At 70.7% G+C, this 12,828-nt stretch carries 14 protein-coding genes; 7 read left to right on the top strand and 7 right to left on the bottom strand.

The annotated features are described in order from the left end of the window. Positions 1–415 precede the first annotated feature (415 nt). The 3 genes from ABWI07_RS19200 (at position 416) to ABWI07_RS19210 (ending at position 2,366) form a co-directional block, all read left to right on the top strand. Positions 416–589, top strand: a complete 174-nt coding sequence (locus ABWI07_RS19200) for a hypothetical protein (protein ID WP_353819330.1) — start codon at positions 416–418, stop codon at positions 587–589. Positions 590–735: 146 nt separating this feature from the next. Continuing rightward, positions 736–1,191 carry a MerR family transcriptional regulator gene (locus ABWI07_RS19205; protein WP_353819332.1) on the top strand — a complete coding sequence of 152 codons (456 nt, stop codon included), beginning with the start codon at positions 736–738 and terminating at the stop codon, positions 1,189–1,191. A gap of 113 nt (positions 1,192–1,304) precedes the next feature. After that, positions 1,305–2,366 (top strand): SDR family oxidoreductase, encoded by a 1,062-nt coding sequence (locus tag ABWI07_RS19210; RefSeq protein ID WP_502912837.1) that lies wholly within the window; start codon positions 1,305–1,307, stop codon positions 2,364–2,366. An 85-nt stretch (positions 2,367–2,451) separates the two neighbouring features. On the opposite strand, the gene ABWI07_RS19215 is transcribed toward ABWI07_RS19210, so the two are convergent. Next, on the bottom strand, positions 2,452–2,934 hold the full coding sequence (locus ABWI07_RS19215; protein WP_353819334.1) for a GbsR/MarR family transcriptional regulator: 483 nt from the start codon (positions 2,932–2,934) through the stop codon (positions 2,452–2,454). A 202-nt stretch (positions 2,935–3,136) separates the two neighbouring features. Here ABWI07_RS19215 and ABWI07_RS19220 point away from each other — a divergent pair, with 202 nt between their 5' ends. Further along, positions 3,137–3,952 (top strand): class I SAM-dependent methyltransferase, encoded by an 816-nt coding sequence (locus ABWI07_RS19220; protein WP_353819335.1) that lies wholly within the window; start codon positions 3,137–3,139, stop codon positions 3,950–3,952. Positions 3,953–3,990: 38 nt separating this feature from the next. Here ABWI07_RS19220 and ABWI07_RS19225 read toward each other — a convergent pair whose 3' ends face one another. Beyond that, positions 3,991–4,737 carry a haloacid dehalogenase type II gene (locus ABWI07_RS19225; protein ID WP_353819336.1) on the bottom strand — a complete coding sequence of 249 codons (747 nt, stop codon included), beginning with the start codon at positions 4,735–4,737 and terminating at the stop codon, positions 3,991–3,993. A 334-nt stretch (positions 4,738–5,071) separates the two neighbouring features. Beyond that, positions 5,072–6,223 carry an epoxide hydrolase family protein gene (locus ABWI07_RS19230; protein WP_353819337.1) on the bottom strand — a complete coding sequence of 384 codons (1,152 nt, stop codon included), beginning with the start codon at positions 6,221–6,223 and terminating at the stop codon, positions 5,072–5,074. Positions 6,224–6,285: 62 nt separating this feature from the next. Between ABWI07_RS19230 and ABWI07_RS19235 the strand changes: the two genes are divergently transcribed. Further along, positions 6,286–7,290 (top strand): helix-turn-helix transcriptional regulator, encoded by a 1,005-nt coding sequence (locus tag ABWI07_RS19235; protein WP_353819338.1) that lies wholly within the window; start codon positions 6,286–6,288, stop codon positions 7,288–7,290. A 170-nt stretch (positions 7,291–7,460) separates the two neighbouring features. On the opposite strand, the gene ABWI07_RS19240 is transcribed toward ABWI07_RS19235, so the two are convergent. From ABWI07_RS19240 to ABWI07_RS19255, 4 genes are all read right to left on the bottom strand, one after another. After that, complete coding sequence (locus ABWI07_RS19240) at positions 7,461–8,324, bottom strand: alpha/beta fold hydrolase (protein ID WP_353819339.1); 864 nt, start codon at positions 8,322–8,324, stop codon at positions 7,461–7,463. 23 nt (positions 8,325–8,347) lie between these two features. Further along, positions 8,348–8,899: an MFS transporter gene (locus tag ABWI07_RS19245; RefSeq protein WP_353819445.1), complete on the bottom strand. Its 552-nt coding sequence runs from the start codon at positions 8,897–8,899 to the stop codon at positions 8,348–8,350. 449 nt (positions 8,900–9,348) lie between these two features. Continuing rightward, complete coding sequence (locus ABWI07_RS19250; RefSeq protein ID WP_353819340.1) at positions 9,349–10,125, bottom strand: alpha/beta fold hydrolase; 777 nt, start codon at positions 10,123–10,125, stop codon at positions 9,349–9,351. A gap of 41 nt (positions 10,126–10,166) precedes the next feature. Then, on the bottom strand, positions 10,167–10,790 hold the full coding sequence (locus tag ABWI07_RS19255; RefSeq protein WP_353819341.1) for a LysE family translocator: 624 nt from the start codon (positions 10,788–10,790) through the stop codon (positions 10,167–10,169). A gap of 108 nt (positions 10,791–10,898) precedes the next feature. On the opposite strand from ABWI07_RS19255, the gene ABWI07_RS19260 reads away from it, so the two are divergent. Then, positions 10,899–11,864 (top strand): LysR family transcriptional regulator, encoded by a 966-nt coding sequence (locus ABWI07_RS19260; RefSeq protein ID WP_353819342.1) that lies wholly within the window; start codon positions 10,899–10,901, stop codon positions 11,862–11,864. A 219-nt stretch (positions 11,865–12,083) separates the two neighbouring features. Continuing rightward, positions 12,084–12,758, top strand: a complete 675-nt coding sequence (locus ABWI07_RS19265; protein ID WP_353819343.1) for a GntR family transcriptional regulator — start codon at positions 12,084–12,086, stop codon at positions 12,756–12,758. Positions 12,759–12,828 lie beyond the last annotated feature (70 nt).

Below are 12,828 nucleotides of genomic sequence, written 5' to 3' on the forward strand. Positions count from 1 at the left end.
TAAGTGGGTGAGCTGGTAAATGAAATGGGTTGAACCGAAGCAACGGAACGTCGGCCCCCCAGCTTCATCTATAACGTGCCATCTTGACCGACTTGCCGAAGAAGTCGCCCGGCAGGGCTGGCAGGCGGTCCCGCGCTATGACGGACCGCACCCGCTCGTCCACGTCTTCGATCGGGAAGTCCCGCAGTTCGGTGAGAGCATCACACTTGTCCCAGGATCGGCGGCGGGAGTCTGGTGGTTCAGGTCCAGCACCGGCGAGGATCTCGCCCCGCACACCGACCCGACCCATGCGGCCAGGCAGATAACCCGCATCCTCATCCCGTACGTGACCGCCATACGCGCCGCGCGGTCGCACCGGACACGGAGAACCGGGGCTTCGTACCCCACTCCCCCGGCCGTGCCAGACCCTGCCCACGTGACCACGATCGCCGAACTGGAGAACCGGTTCGCCGGTGTCGTCTGCTGGTGGGGCCGCTACACCTACGAGTGGTGGGCGATCGTCCCCGGCGGAACCCGGTGGACGATCGTCAACGCCGAAGAACCGGACTCCCTGCTCCATGAGATCCTCAAGGCCTGGAAGCGCCGGTAACCCAAGCCGCCGCGCGGCCGGGATTCTTCCCCGCACATCCCGGCCGCGCGGCTTCCCCTTGCTAGGGCAGGCTGCGGCCTTGCCGGATCGTCCGGGAGCGGGTTCCGGCTTGACTTCAAGCGCTTGAAGTATCCGAGAGTGGACGCATGGCAGCGACACAGAACGTCGAGGACGCCGCTCCGCTGACGATCCAGGAGGTCTCCAGGCTCAGCGGCCTCTCGGAACCGACGCTGCGGTACTACGAGAAGATCGGCCTCATCGACCCGGTGGACCGCGACGAGAGCAGCGGCCACCGGCGCTACGACCCGGCGGCCGTCCGGACGATCGAGGCGCTGGGCTGCCTGCGGGCGACCGGCATGAGCGTCCAGGACATGCGGTCCTATCTCCGGCATCTCGCCGAGGGCGAGGGGGAGGCCGCGCAGCTGCGGGACTTGTTCCAGCGCAATGCCGACCGGGTCGCCGAGGAGCTGGAGCGCATGCGGATCCGGCTGCGGTACCTGCGGCTGAAGGCCGATCTGTGGGACGCGAGGGAGCGCGGCGACCTCGAGGCCGAGCACCGCGCCGTCGACGCGATCCTGCCGGTCATGCGCGAACTGCGCTGACGCGGCGGCACCACGGCACCGCGGCACCACCGCGGCACCGCGGCACCACCGCGCCGCGGCGATGCGGCCTGCCCGGCGCCGCTCCGGAAACAGCACGTCAACAGGGGAAAGAAATGACAGGCGAAACTTCACAAGACCGAGTCCTGGTGACCGGCGGAACCGGCTACGTCGGAGCGCACGTCGTCGGGCGCCTGCTGCGGGACGGCTACCGCGTGCGCACCACGGTGCGGTCCCTGGACCGCGCGGCGGAGGTGCGGGCGGCGCTGGAGGTGTTCGGCGCCGCCCCGGACGGACGGCTGGAGATCGTCGCGGCCGACCTCGCGGCGGACGGCGGCTGGGACGCCGCGGTGGCGGGGTGCGCGCACGTCCTGCACGTCGCCTCCCCGTTCCCCGCCGCGCGGCCCGCCCACGACGACGACGTGATCGTCCCCGCCCGGGACGGCGCGCTCCGGGTCCTGCGGGCCGCGCGGGACGGCGGCGTGCGGCGGGTGGTGCTGACCTCGTCGTTCGCCGCGGTCGGCTACAGCCGCAAGGCGGTCGGCCGCGCGTACGACGAGACCGACTGGACCGACCCCGCCGACGACAACTCCGCATATGTCAGGTCGAAGGCCATCGCGGAGCGGGCCGCGTGGGACTTCGTGGCCGCGGAAGGCGACGGCCTGGAACTGGCGGTCGTCAACCCGACCGGAATCTTCGGCCCGGTGCTCGGGCCGCGCCTGTCCGCCTCCGCCGGAATGGTGAAGGCGATGCTGGCGGGGACCATGGCGTCCGTCCCTCCGCTGTACTTCGGCGTGGTCGACGTGCGGGACGTCGCGGACCTCCACGTGCGGGCGATGACCTCCCCCGCCGCCGCCGGCGAGCGCTTCCTCGCTTCCGCCGGCGAGGCGATCAGCTTCCTGGGGATGGCGCGCATCCTGGCCGAGCGCCTCGGCGGGCGCGCCGCCCGGGTGCCGTCCCGCGAACTGACCGCCGACGAGGTGCGCGAGGCGGCCCGCACTGACCCCGCGATGCGCGAGGCCGCCGGTCGGCTGGGCGAGATCCCCGTCGTGAACACCAGGAAAGCGCGGACCGTCCTCGGCTGGGAACCGCGCGACACGGCCACCACCCTCGTCGACACCGCCGAGAGCCTGTTCCGCCTGGGCCTCGTGGACGTCCCCCACACCGTCCACACCTAGCCCCTGGTCCGGACGCGCCGGCTAACGACCTAAACGGCCTCAGCAAGAGGGGCGGCAACCTGGCTGTGTTCGCCTGGCGTACCGCTCATTGGCTCTGTGTCCGCTTCCACCGTTCGTGCATGCTCGCCATCTCCGCCGCGGCGAACTCGGAGAAGTCGCGCAGCTTGGCCAGACGCGCCCCGGCCTCGCCCTCCTCGCCGCCGACCGCCTCCACGCACTCGGCGGTCGTGTCGGCGAGTGAGAGCAGCCATCGGTTGCGGAACCCGAACATCTCCGCCCACAGGTCCTTCCCCAGCTCGTAGCGGTCGCGGCGGGTGCCCGGCACAGAGCCGCGGTGGACGAGCTCCACCTGAACGAGGTACTGCACCGCCTTGGAAACCGTGGCGGGGCTGACCAGCAGACGCTCCCCGATCTCCGCCGCCGTGAGCGCGCCGTGCGGCGAGGTCAGCAGGGCCGCGTAAACCCTGGCCGACATGCGCGGCATGCCGATCGCGGCGAACTGCGCGGCGAGGCGCTCGGCGGCGCGGTCGATCCCGGACGCGGGCGGCCCGGCGGACTCCGAGGACATCTCTTCTCCTCCCCGAGGGGCCGGTCGGCCGGAGTTGACCTTGACAGCATACGCAAGGCCTCGTACGTTTCCATTCTTCGAAACATTCGCATACTCGTGCGATGGAGGCGCGCCCCTGGAACTCCGACCGCGGGCGGCGAAGGCGGACGCGACGCCATGAGCCGGCCTCGATCGGACGGTCTCGACCGGACGGAGCACAGTGATGACCGAGCGGGTCGCCCTCACCGGAGTCCCCGAGACGATGCTGGCCACCCTGTACTGCAAGGCGCTCCAGAGCCGGGAACCCTCCCCGATCCTGGTCGACGACCAGGCCGAGCGGGCGGTCGAGCGGATCGACTACGACTTCAGCAAGCTGAAGATCGACAAGTCCACGGCGATGTCCACCGCGATCCGCGCCCTGTATCTAGACCGCTGGGCCAAGGAAGCGCTGGCCGAGTATCCGAACGCCGTCGTCCTGCACCTGGGCTGCGGTCTGGACACCCGCTTCGACCGGCTCGCCCCCGGGCCCGGCGTCACCTGGTACGACGTGGACTACCCCGAGGTCATCGAGATCCGCCGGCGCCTGTTCCCCGAACGCCCCGGCCATCACCAGGTCGCCGCTTCGGTCACCGACCCCGCATGGCTCGCCGACGTCCCCGCCGACCGCCCCGCGGTGATCGTCGCCGAAGGACTCGTCCAGTATCTGACCAAGGACGAGATCGCCGAACTCTTCACCCGCCTGGTGGCGCACTTCCCGGCGGGCGTGCTGATGTTCGACGCGTGGAACTCCCTCGCCATGCGCAGCGGGTCCCACCAGAAGGCCATCAAGGCGTCCGGCGCCAAACTCGGCGGCTTCGGCATCAACGACCCGCGCGTCATCGAGACCCTGGCGCCCGGCCTGCGGTTCGACGCCGAGCAGACCTTCCTGGACATCCCCGAGATGGCGACGTTCTCCAAGGCCAGCCGGACGGTGTTCAAGCTGATGGACCGCGTCCCGACCCTCCGCAACATGGGCCGCCTACTCCGCTACCGCTTCTGACCGAAGAGCCCGCCCGCGAGGCGATCAAAGAGGTGCACTCACGGCGCACTACCGGGCTCGCCGCCGGCCTTCAGGAGAGCGGCGAGCTCGTCAAATCCGCATACGACCAGGTCGCTTTCCACGCCGTCGGCACGGTCGGCGGTGAGAGAGGGGCCCTTCTCCAGCGGACGCTCCAGGAACGCGGTGGCGAGTCCGGCTCCCCTGGCGCCGTCGATGTCCCACTTGTGCGCGGCGACCATCAGCACCTCCGCCGGTTCCACGTCCAGCAGCCGCACGGCTGTCAGGTACGCCTCCGGCTCGGGCTTGTACGTGCGGGCGAGCTCGGCCGACAGGATGCAGTCGAACGGCAGCCCCGCCCCCTTGACCAGGTTCGTCAGCAGGGCGAACCCGCCGTTGGACAGCGCCGCCACCACGTACCTCTCCCGCAGCCGGGCCAGGCCTTCCACCGAGTCGTCCCACGCGGGCAGGCGGTGCCAGGCTCGGACGAGCCGCCGCCGCGCGTCCTCGTCGAAGGCGTCCGCGACGCCGTGCAGCTCCAGCAGCTCGTCCAGTGACTCGCGGTGCAGCGTGTCCAGGTACACCCACTCCCGCTCCCCGCCGCTGACCCGCTGCATCGACGGCAGGTACCGCTCGCGCCAATCGTCGGCGAAGGCCCCGCCGTCCAACGCGACACCGTACTCCGCGGCGATCGCTGCCACCTGCTCGGCGACCCCCGTCCGCCAGTCGACGGTCGTCCCGAAGATGTCGCAGGCCACCACTCGGATCGCTCCTACGTCGAATCCCACTGTGCCTCCCTCGCCCCGGATCGCCCGGTCGGTGCCCCTATCCCAGTCCTAACATGCCCGTCCTGGGCGGCAACCTTCAGCAGCAACGGGACTGAGCCCCTGCGCGAGAGGGCGACGCCTCACTCGTGTGGGACGGCTGCCATTCTGATCGTCTACTTCGCGAGCCGCTAGGCGCGGCCGGTGGCCGGCGGACCACCGGCGGAAGGTGCGGGCGGGTAATGCGCGGTGGGGCGGAGACGGCGCCGGTAGCCGTCCCCACCCGAAACCGTTGACCGACCGGCCGGCTCCCGGGGCCGGGCGCGCCGGCCCACGGCGGTCCGCTGCGGCGGGAGGTTCAGCCCTTTCGCAGCGTCGCGAAGAAGGTGCGCAGGTCCGCGGTCACCGCGTCGGGGACCTCCAGGGAGGCGAAGTGGCCGCCGGTGGGGAACTCGCTCCAGTGCACGATGTTGGTGTTGTCGCGTTCGGCGAGGGAGCGGATCGTCTGGAAGTCGTCGGCGAAGACCGCGACGCCGGTCGGCGCGGTGTTGATGGCCGGTTCGGCGCCAGAGTGCGCCTCGGCGTAGTGATAGCGCCCCGCCGTGGCCTGGGTGTTGGTGAGCCAGTACAGCGTGACCTGGGTGAGGATCTGGTCGCGGGTCACCAGGCTCGTGCCGTTGCCGAAGGAGTTGAACAGCTCGCTCCACGCCAGCTGGCCGACCGGCGAGTCCGCGATGCCGACCGCGACGGTCTGCGGCCGGGAGGCGTTGATCGCGTTGTAGCCGCCGACCGACTGGAACCACTGCATGTGCTCCAGCGCCGCGTACTCCTTGGGCCCGAAGCCGGCGAACTCGGCCGGGTCGCCCGAGGGGAAGGAGAACAGCTGCAGCACGTGCATGCCGAGGTATCCGGGCGGCTTGAGCAGTCCGAGCTCCCGGGAGACCATGGTGCCGGCGTCGCTGCCGTGCGAGCCGTAGGTCTCGTAGCCGAGCCGGCGCATGAGGGCGTCGAAGGTGCGGGCGACCCTCGCCATCGTCCAATCCCCGTCGGACAGCGGGGTGCTGAAGCCGAAGCCGGGGATCGAGGGGACGACGACGGAGAACGCGTCCTCGGCCCGTCCGCCGTGCGCGACAGGGTCGGTGAGCGGGCCGATCATGTCGAGGAAGTCCACGAACGAGCCGGGGTAGGTGTGGATCAGCAGCAGGGGGGTGGCGTCCGGCTCGGCGGAGGGCACGTGGATGAAGTGGACGTCCTGGCCGTCGATGTCCGTGAGGTAGTGCGGGAACTCGTTCATCCGCGCCTCCTGCCGCCGCCAGTCGAAGCCGTCGCGCCAGTAGTCGACGGTCTCGCGCAGGTAGCCGTTCGGCGTGCCGAGGTCCCAGTTGTCGACCGCGGCGGGACGGGGCAGCCGGGTGTTGGCCAGGCGCAGGGCGAGGTCGTCGAGCTCGGCCTGGGCGATCTCTACGCGGAAGGGGCGGATCTCGGGAGAAGCGGACTTCGTCGTCGTCATGTCTTCACAGTAGAAGCCATATAGGAAGACTTGATTCCTAATGATGCGGCATCATGCAGATCATGCTGGAAACTTCGGCGAGGCTGCTCGCCCTGCTCTCGCTACTGCAGTCGCGACCGTCCTGGCCCGGCTCTGAACTGGCCGAACGCCTCGGTGTGAGCGGTCGCACGATCCGCAACGACGTCGCGCGGCTGCGCGAGCTCGGCTATCCCGTGGACGCCACGCGCGGCACCACCGGTTCCTACACGCTCGGCGTCGGCACGAAGCTGCCGCCGCTGCTGCTGGACGACGAGGAGGCCGTCGCCATCGCGATCGGGCTGCGCGCCGGAACGGGCATCAGCGGCATCCAGGAGAGCAGTGCGCGTGCCCTGGCCAAACTGGAGCAGGTGCTGCCGCACCGGCTGCGCCGCCAGGTGGCGGCGATCCACCAGTCCACCTCGCAGGGACCGCAGAACACCGGTTCCAACGTCGAGGACCCCGAGATCGACCCCGCGCTCCTTTCCCAGATCGCCACGGCGGTCCGCGACTGCGAATGGTTCCGCTTCGACTACACCACCGGGTCCGACGCCCAGGCGGGCGAGCTGCCTTCGGGCACGGCGGCGACGTCGGGGCCCAAGCTCGTGGAGCCCTACCGGCTCGTCAGCTGGGCACGCCGCTGGTACCTGGTCGGCCGGGACCCGCAGTCCGGCACCTGGGCGACGTTCCGGATCGACTGGATCACCCCGCGCGCGCCCACCCGCCGCCGGTTCACCCCGACTCCGCTGCCCGGGCTCGACTACACGAGCTTCGTCCTGCGTGACGTCGCCTCGACGGGCTGGAAGGTGCACGCCCGGATCACCGTGTTCGCCTCCGCGCAGGAGGTGCTGTCGCGCATCAACGCCGCCGTCGGCGTGGTCGAGTCGGTCGGCGACGAGCAGTGCGTGCTCGTGACGGGAGCCGACAGCCTCGAGACCATCGCGGTGTACATCGGCATGCTCGGACTCGACTTCGAGGTCACCGGGCCACCCGAGCTCATCGACCATCTCGCGGTCCTGGGCGAACGCTACCTACGCTCCATCGGCCGGTGAGCAGGACTGCTCGCGGGTGCCCTCGACGAAGGGGCGCGACTGCATCGGCGGGCGGGAACGCGACCTGACGCGCTGTGGCCACGGCGAGGGCACGCACGTGGGGCCGCCCCTGCCTGGAGCGGCCCCACCGGGTGCGGGGGATCAGTTCGCCCGGGTCGTCGGTGCCCGCGTCAGCGCAGGGTGCGGCTTAGGAAGTCGCGGATGTGGGCGGCGATCTCGGGGCCGTGGGTCTCGAGCGCGAAATGACCGGCGTCAAGGATGTGGATCTCGGCGTCCGGCAGGTCCCTGGCGTAGGCGCGGGCGCCGTCGGGGCCGAAGATCTCGTCGTTGCCGCCCCAGGTGACCAGGACCGGCGGGCGGTGGGTGCGGAAGTACTCCTGGAAGGCCGGATAGCCGTCGAGGTTGAACTGGTAGTCCCAGAACAGCTGGAGCTGGATCTCCTTGTTGCCGGGACGGTCGAGGTAGGCCTGGTCGAGGGTCCAGGTGTCGGGGGACAGCCGGTCCATCCGGTCGGCGGGGACCCCGTGCGTGTACTGCCACTTGGTGGCGGCCGGCTCCAGCAGTTCGCGGACGGCAGGTTCGTTGGGGAGGCGGTCCTTGGCGTGCGCGAACAGGATGTCCCAGAACGGGGTGAAGCCCTCCATGTAGGCGTTGCCGCTCTGGGTGACGATGGCGGTGACGCGTTCGGGGTGGCGGCTGGCGATGCGCAGTCCGATGGGGGCGCCGTAGTCCTGGACGTAGAGGGCGAAGCGGTCCAGGCCGAGCTTGTCCAGCAGTTCCAGGGTGATCTCGGTGAGCTTTTCGAAGCCGTAGTCGAACTCGTCGACCGCGGGCATCGCCGACTGGCCGAAGCCGATGTGGTCGGGGGCGATCAGGTGGTAGTCGTCGGCGAGGTCGCGCAGGAGGTTGCGGAACATCGCCGAACTGGTGGGAAAGCCGTGCAGCAGCACCAGCGTGGGGTTGGCCGGGTCGCCCGCCTCCCGGTAGAAGACGTCGAGGCCCTGGATCGTGATGGTGTGGTGCCTGGTGGTCATGGTGCTGTTTCCTTTCGCGGTGTTCAGCGGGATTGCGTGGCGGTCGCCACGGGTCTGGGGGCCGCGGGCGCGATCAGCGCGGCGGCGGTGAGGCTGAGCAGGACGCCGAGGGCGAAGGCGCCCCGGTAGCTGCCGGACAGGGCGTGGACGGCGGCGGCCACGGCCAGTGCGGTGCCGGCCGAGAGCTGGTGGATCAGCCATGCCGGGGCCAGCGCGGTGAGTCCGGCGGCGAGAGCGCTGAGGGTGATCAGCCGTCCGGCGTGCGTGGCCGACCAGCCCAGTTCGGTGGCGTACTTGGGCAGCAGCAGGACCAGCATGTAAAGCGACGCCGAGTGCAGGGCGAAGGACGTCAGCACGCGGCCTCTGCCGCGCAGGGCGTTGGCGGCGGCCGGTGCGGGGCCGTTCCGCCCGCGGCCGTCCCGGGGCAGGATCGTCGCCGGCGCGGCGGTGACCGTCAGGCCGGTGAGGCCGAGCGCCAGGTATGTCCCTCGTACGCCGACCGGCTCCAGGAGCACCGTCGCCGCCCACGGGGCGAGCAACTGGCCGAGGTTGACGCCCACCGATGCTCGGGCCAGGGCGGACCGGCCTGATCGCCGTACCGGCGGCCGATCAGCGTGGTGACGGCCAGGCTGGACGAGGCTGCGATCGCCGGTGTCGCGGCGGACAGCCCGTAGGAGGCGGAGGCCGGTGCGAAGAAGACACCCGCCGAAAAGTTCAAGCCGAACGACACCGCCAGCGCCGCCAGCGCCACACGATCTCGCTGCATCCGAACTTCTCCCTAACCGTCTAAATGTCGCTTACTGGTTAGGAAGAAAGGTGCCATCCGGTATCTAACTTGTCAAACAGAGATAGAGGGTTAGAGGCGACCGTGAGGCCCAGACCTCCGGCCGGTGAGCCGTTGCGCCGGCCCTGGTCAACGCGCGATGGCCGGCCACCGGAGTGACGCACGACGAACTAGCCGACCCCATCGGCCGTCCGCGATCGCCCGATCGGCCGGCCCGCGGATGCACGGCCCCGCGGGCGGTTAGGGCTTGTGGGTGGTGGTGAGGAAGTCCAGGACGAGAGGGCTCGCATGGGTGCGGAACTCTTCGAAGTAGGCGTGGCGGGCGTTGGGGATCAGGTGCAGTCGGGCGCCGGGGATGCGGGCGGCGAGCAGGGGTGCGTTGGCGGCGGGGTTGAGCAGGTCGTCGCTGCCGTGGACGACCAGGGTGGGGGCGCTGATGTCCGGCAGGAGCTCCCAGGCGTTGTGCTGGTTGCCGGCCACGAGGTGGCGGCGCCGGGCGTGGGCAGGCATGCGGGGGTCGCCGAGGGTGTGGTGCGGGCCGGGGTGGGAGGCGAGCCATCGCGGGGTGTACATCAGCTCCAGCAGGGCCTTTCGCGCGGCTTCGGGCCGAGGTTGCGCCAGGGCTCGGCGGACGTCGTTGCCGCGTTCGACGCTGTGCGGGCCGCCGGGTGAGGTGCAGCCGAGCACCAGGGCGGCTACCCGATGGGGGTGGCGGGCCGCGAGCTGCTGGGCCACCCGTCCGCCCATGGACGTGCCGTAGACGTCGGCCCGGTCGATGCCGAGTTCGTCGAGGACGGCGATGACGTCCTGGGCGAGCAGCTCGGTGCTGTAGGGGATGTCGGGCTTGTCGCTGTCGCCGGTACCGCGGTAGTCGAGCGTGAGGGTGCTGCGGACGGAATGGAAGTCGTCGCGAACCGCATCCCACCAGTGGTGGTCGTTGGCCTGGCCCGCCAACAGGACCAGTGGCGCCCCCTGGGCCTGGAGCTGGTAGGCGATGCGGGTTCCGTCCGGTGCCACGGCGTACGTCTTCGGCTTCCTCCCTCCCGTGCCGTCGGCCCTCAGAGTCCTGCCGCCACCGCGGTGCCCAGCCCCAGCAGGACGACGCCGGTGGTCACACTGAGGCCCCGCAGGACGGTCGGCTGCGACACCAGGGCGCGCCCTCGGCCGACGGCCCAGGTGAGCAGCATGTACCAGGAGGCGCTGACGAGCGCCCACAGGGCGCCCAGGGCGACCGTTGACAGGAACACCGGGCCTTCCGCGGTCACGAACTGGGGCAGCACCGAGATGGCGAACACCCCCGCCTTGGGGTTGCCGAGGTTGGTGGCCAGACCGGTGACATATCCGCCCGCGAAGCCGGTCCTGCGCCCGTCCTCGTCGGGCGGACGGGTGGAGTCGGTGGTGAGCGCCGTTCGCAGCGTCTTCACCCCGAGGATCATCAGTACGACGCCGCCCGCGATCCGGAGCGCCGCATACGCGGTGGGGCTGGCCAGCAGGACGGCGGACAACCCGGCCGCGGCGGCCGTGGACCACAGCAGGAAGCCGCTGGCATTGCCCGCGAGCGTGCCTCGGAGCGTACGCCGGCCGCCTTCGAGGACCTGCCGGATCATCAGGGCCTGACTCGCGCCTGGCAGCATCGCCAGCAGCAAGGTGGTGACGACGAAGACGGGCACATGCGTGGGCATGGGAATGAACCCCTTCCGGGGATTGCGGCCAATGGGTGCACCACCAGGCTTCACGCCTCGCAGCCCTAAGAGAAGTTAAAAGTGATGGCACAGCGTTAGTATTAGTGAATGCTTGTGGATCCGGGGCAGCTGCGGCTTCTCGCGCTGATCGAGCGGCACGGCTCCCTGGCGGCGGCGGCTCACGCACTCCACCTCACGCCCGCGGCGGTCACCCAGCAGGTGGCCAAGGCCGAGCGCGACTGGCAGGTGCCCCTGGTCATCCGCGGTCCTCGGGGAGCGACGCTCACCGCGGCCGGCACGCTGCTCGCCTCCCACGGCCGAACCGTGGAGGAGGCATCGGACCGGGCCGAGGCGGAACTGGCCGCACTGCTCGGCCACCTCTCGCTCCGCCTGCGGATCGGGACGTTCCAGGCGGCCGCCCTGCACCTGCTGCCGCCGGCCCTGACGGCTCTGCGGCACCGCCATCCGGACGCCGACGTCTCCGTCATCGACGTGGTGTCCGGACGAGGAGCGGACGAGATCAGCGCGGGGCGCCTGGACGTCGCCATCGTCGCGTCCTGGGGCACGCCGCTCGCGCCGCCCCCGCACCTGCGGGCCCACCCGCTCCTGTCGGACCCGATGGTCGTGGTCCTCCCCGACGACCATCCACTGGCCACCGGGCAGCCCGCGGACACCGAGCTCCACCTAGAGCAACTGCGCGGCGAATCGTGGGTGTCCATCCTGGCGGGCCATGCCGCCCGCGAACAGTTCCACGACGCCGCCCGCGAGGCCGGCTTCACTCCCACCGTGCGGTTCGAGACCGAGTCCTACGACGTCGCCCAAGCGCTCGTCGGCACAGGCATCGCGGTGGCCCTGGTCTCGCGGCTGGCCCTGACGCATGCGCCTGGCACCACCCATCGTGAACTGGTCCGCCCCAGGCCCTACCGCCAGCTCTACGCAGTGACCAGAACCGACGCCAGCCTCACACCACTTGCAGACATGCTCATCGACCTCCTCCGTGATGTCGCCCGTGACATCACGGCCACCTGGGAGGCTCCGCTGCAAGAAGGACCACGCTCACCGCGCGGAGCCTGAAAAAGGGCCCGGTTCTCACCTTCTGGCCCGAAGCGGCCGACTCGCCCCGATCGACCGTCGACATCGCGCTGCCGGGAGCCGTCGTCGCGCGCCCCGGTGGCTTCCGGGGCGCGGTGCGGAGTTCGCGACCGCCCCGCTCCCGATGGAATGGCGCTAATATTGTTGCCCATATAGTCGCCCGTCGAGATCCGGCGGGCATCCGGAGGGAGAGTCCCCTTGGTGTCCCAAGGCAGCGGTCCGGCCGGTGACGACCAGAGTCCGGCGGACCGTCTGCGCGCGCTGATCCTCGCCGGCGAGATGGCCCCCGGGCAGCGGCTCGTGGAGGGCGACCTCGCCGAACTGCTCCAGGTGAAGCGTTCGGCCGTGCGCGCGGCGCTGGTGGAGCTCACCGCGGAGAGGCTCGTCGAGCGGATCAGGAACCGCGGCGCCCGGGTCCGCGTGGTCACCGTCGCCGAGGCGATCGCGATGTACGAGTGCCGCATGGTGCTGGAGGGCCTGTGCGCGCGCAAGGCCGCGGAGAACATCACCGAGGACGGTGCCGAGCGGTTGCGTGCGATCGGCGCGAGCATGGAGGCGGCCGTCCGGAACGGCGATCCGCTCCAGTACTCGCAGCTGAACGAGCGGCTGCACACCCAGATCCGGGAGATCGCGGCCCAGCCGGTCGCGAAGGAGATGCTCGAAGGGATGCACGCGCAACTGGTCCGGCACCGTTTCCGGCTGGCCCTGCGGCCCGGGCGGTCCGGGCAGTCCCTGCCCCAGCACCTGGAGATCATCGCGGCGGTCGCCGCCGGGGACGCCGACGCCGCCGAGACGGCCATGCGCGACCACGTCCTCGACGTGATCAGGGCCCTCGGCGAGAGCGACGAGCCGGCGCTGGGGCAGTTCGGCGGCTGAGCGAGGCCGCGGAAGGGCTTGAGCAGAAAGGCGCTCGTCGGCAGCTGACTGTGCGCGCACGATCCCGACC

Origin of the sequence: Actinomadura sp. NPDC000600 (genome assembly GCF_040492135.1) — a bacterium.
Taxonomy (GTDB): Bacteria; Actinomycetota; Actinomycetes; order Streptosporangiales; family Streptosporangiaceae; genus Spirillospora.

Coding starts and splice junctions, on each gene's coding strand:
- ABWI07_RS19205 (WP_353819332.1), top strand. CDS start 736: ATGGCAGCGACACAGAACGTCGAGGACGCCGCTCCGCTGACGATCCAG.
- ABWI07_RS19210 (WP_502912837.1), top strand. CDS start 1,305: ATGACAGGCGAAACTTCACAAGACCGAGTCCTGGTGACCGGCGGAACC.
- ABWI07_RS19215 (WP_353819334.1), bottom strand. CDS start 2,934: ATGTCCTCGGAGTCCGCCGGGCCGCCCGCGTCCGGGATCGACCGCGCC.
- ABWI07_RS19220 (WP_353819335.1), top strand. CDS start 3,137: ATGACCGAGCGGGTCGCCCTCACCGGAGTCCCCGAGACGATGCTGGCC.
- ABWI07_RS19230 (WP_353819337.1), bottom strand. CDS start 6,223: ATGACGACGACGAAGTCCGCTTCTCCCGAGATCCGCCCCTTCCGCGTA.
- ABWI07_RS19235 (WP_353819338.1), top strand. CDS start 6,286: ATGCTGGAAACTTCGGCGAGGCTGCTCGCCCTGCTCTCGCTACTGCAG.
- ABWI07_RS19240 (WP_353819339.1), bottom strand. CDS start 8,324: ATGACCACCAGGCACCACACCATCACGATCCAGGGCCTCGACGTCTTC.
- ABWI07_RS19255 (WP_353819341.1), bottom strand. CDS start 10,790: ATGCCCACGCATGTGCCCGTCTTCGTCGTCACCACCTTGCTGCTGGCG.
- ABWI07_RS19260 (WP_353819342.1), top strand. CDS start 10,899: ATGCTTGTGGATCCGGGGCAGCTGCGGCTTCTCGCGCTGATCGAGCGG.